Origin of the sequence: Xenorhabdus kozodoii, assembly GCF_002632875.1 — a bacterium.
Lineage (GTDB): Bacteria > Pseudomonadota > Gammaproteobacteria > Enterobacterales > Enterobacteriaceae > Xenorhabdus > Xenorhabdus kozodoii.
Genome location: NZ_NJCX01000061.1, coordinates 1 through 2403, shown reverse-complemented (window position 1 = coordinate 2403; position 2403 = coordinate 1). Strand labels below are relative to the sequence as shown.

Annotated in this window: 5 protein-coding genes; all 5 read left to right on the top strand. The window is 42.6% G+C overall.

Annotated features, from left to right (window positions below; all coding sequences use genetic code 11):
* The first annotated feature begins 41 nt into the window (after positions 1-41).
* Positions 42-398, top strand: coding sequence for a hypothetical protein (locus Xkoz_RS18950; RefSeq protein ID WP_099143491.1), 357 nt, complete (start codon positions 42-44; stop codon positions 396-398).
* Positions 388-723 carry an ANR family transcriptional regulator gene (locus Xkoz_RS18945; protein ID WP_099143490.1) on the top strand — a complete coding sequence of 112 codons (336 nt, stop codon included), beginning with the start codon at positions 388-390 and terminating at the stop codon, positions 721-723. Before Xkoz_RS18950 ends, Xkoz_RS18945 begins: the two co-directional genes overlap by 11 nt.
* Positions 716-1072, top strand: coding sequence for an ORF6N domain-containing protein (locus tag Xkoz_RS18940; RefSeq protein ID WP_099143489.1), 357 nt, complete (start codon positions 716-718; stop codon positions 1070-1072). The genes Xkoz_RS18945 and Xkoz_RS18940 overlap by 8 nt, the downstream gene beginning before the upstream one ends.
* A gap of 4 nt (positions 1073-1076) precedes the next feature.
* Positions 1077-1937 (top strand): ORF6N domain-containing protein, encoded by an 861-nt coding sequence (locus tag Xkoz_RS18935; RefSeq protein ID WP_099143488.1) that lies wholly within the window; start codon positions 1077-1079, stop codon positions 1935-1937.
* A partial coding sequence (locus Xkoz_RS18930) for a hypothetical protein (protein WP_099143487.1) occupies positions 1937-2403 on the top strand: 467 nt, incomplete at its 3' end. The genes Xkoz_RS18935 and Xkoz_RS18930, both read left to right, overlap by 1 nt.

Here is a 2403-nt window from a genome sequence, read left to right as displayed (position 1 = left end):
ATCGCTGGGGAAACACTCACCCTAAAAATGGGGAATAAAAAATGACTCAATCAACTTTGCTTGAAAGAAAACGAAAGGCATTTATTCACGTCAAATTAAATGCATTACAAAAGGAGCATGGCTGCCATTCCGTGATAGTTAAAGCGGGGAAATTTAATTACCAACTGGATTTAGATGAAGAGATATTAAATACCGCCTTGATTCTCTTCTTTGAATTAGATGTCATGGCAGAAATTAGAAACATAGCCGAAGCGGAAAAACTGCTCGTAGATTCCTATAACAGTTTTTACACCAAGTTCGGAAATTTAACCGAAGAAGGCAACGAGTTTATGAATGAAATATTAAAACTCATTGCCAAGAAAACAGAGCCAATAAACGGAGATAACAATGAAAAATGAAACCTATTTAGATTTTGCCAACCGAGCCATTAATGCTGAAAAGGAAGAAAACTATCAATACGCTGCCGAACTTTGGGATTTAGCCAGAATGATCGCCCAACACCCCAATAACCAAGCGTGGGCTGAATATCGTCAGGAGCATAACGAAAAAAGACATTCATTGCATAACAGTTATAGCGCAGCAACAAGAACCCAGAAAGAAAGCAGAAAAATAGCGGCGATAAACAAACGAACGGCGGAGGTATTGGAAACTCACCTAGAAGATCACACTGAAACAAATAAGTGGAAACAAAAGTTTCAACAAGCGGAGGTGAACAATGACTGAATATGAACAGGCAAAAGAATTCTTAAATAAATACCCAGCAATTGAATGGGAGGGAAAGAAAGTCGTTACGTTTGCAATGATTAAAAAATTACACAATAAAACCGAAAAAACCATAGGGGAAAATTACCGAAGACATAAAGATAAATTTAAATATGGTGTGGATACATTTTTATTGAAAGGTAAAAAAGAACTAAATCTATTACCTCATGGCACTGTTGACTCAAGAGCAAACCAACTACGACTCATTACGGAAAGTGGTTACTGGATATTAATCAAAATAATGAGAGATCCCTTAGCGTGGGAAACTCAGAAAGAAATCATCGCTAATTATTTTAACGGAAAGGAGTGAAATAATGACCAAGAAAAACGAATTAGTTCCAATGTCAGCCAAAGAGCTACAGATTGTCGAATATCGCGGCCAGCGTGTTGTGACGACTGAGCAGTTAGCTTCGGGGTATGGTGCGACAACTCCACAGATAACCAACAACTTCAACAGAAATAAATCCCGTTTTATTGAGGGTAAGCACTATTTCAATGTTGAAGGTGATGAATTACAAGAGCTTAAGAACCTCATATCTTTAAGAGATTTGGTTAGTAAACATACAAGTCGCTTTATTTTATGGACAGAACGCGGTGCAGCTAACCATTCCAAGATGCTGGAAACCGATCAGGCGTGGAACTACTTCGACGACCTGACCGAATTCTACTTTACCCGTCGCGACAGCATCACAACCGAAGCGGAACTGTTAAGCAATCCTGCAAAGTTACGCTCAATGCTGTCTGTTTATGCCGAGAATGTCGAGCGCCTTGAGGGTGAGAACAAAACCCTGAACACAACGGTGAACAGTCTAGAAAAACACTTTACCAAAGGCATGACCCTCCCAGCGTTCTGCAAGGGACTGAACGGCGTGAACACCGCCAAAATCATGTGGTGGGCGATGGAGCGCAACTGGCTCTACAACGAACAGAAAGATCCGGAGAAAAAGCCGCGCTGGCGTGTCGCTTCTTATGCCCGTGATCGCTATCTCACCGAAGAAGAAAACAAGATAAAGCCTCACGGACAAGATGAGTTTGTCACACGCACCGCCGTGTTGTTGGAAAAAGGCTGTCACCGTCTCTATGCCCTGTACACAAAGGGTGAGCTGCCCATGAAGAAATCATGGAACGGTGAATACCACCACGATAAAGCGATTTATACACCGGAGGGCAAATAATGAGCAAACATCACACTGAAACAGGATTTGATTACGGCAAGTATGGCGTCATTGTCATCACCGAGGCTGCTAACACTGAAATTATAGGTTATGTGGAAGCGCTAAAATCGTTGGACGCGGGTCAGTATGACCACGATTTATCGCTGGGGCATGAGTTGCTATCGGCCATTGCGCATGGCTGTATAGCAGGCTTTTATGAGCCAACCAGTGAACAGCGGTTGATGATGTGGCGATGGATTGTGTCAGCCTTATTTGTGCAAGAGCAAATAGACAGAAACGGCACTCGTGAAGTTGATAACGGCAAGGGAGGTACTGATACCGCAGCCATTTACGTTAATGGGTCGGCGGCAATCACAATATACCCATTATCAGAGCGCATGATGTTGGCAACCCATGTTGAAGGGATCGCATTTGAGCAGTGCGGAAGCGAAGAAGGTGCGGACATAGCGGTAAGAATGTACATGGA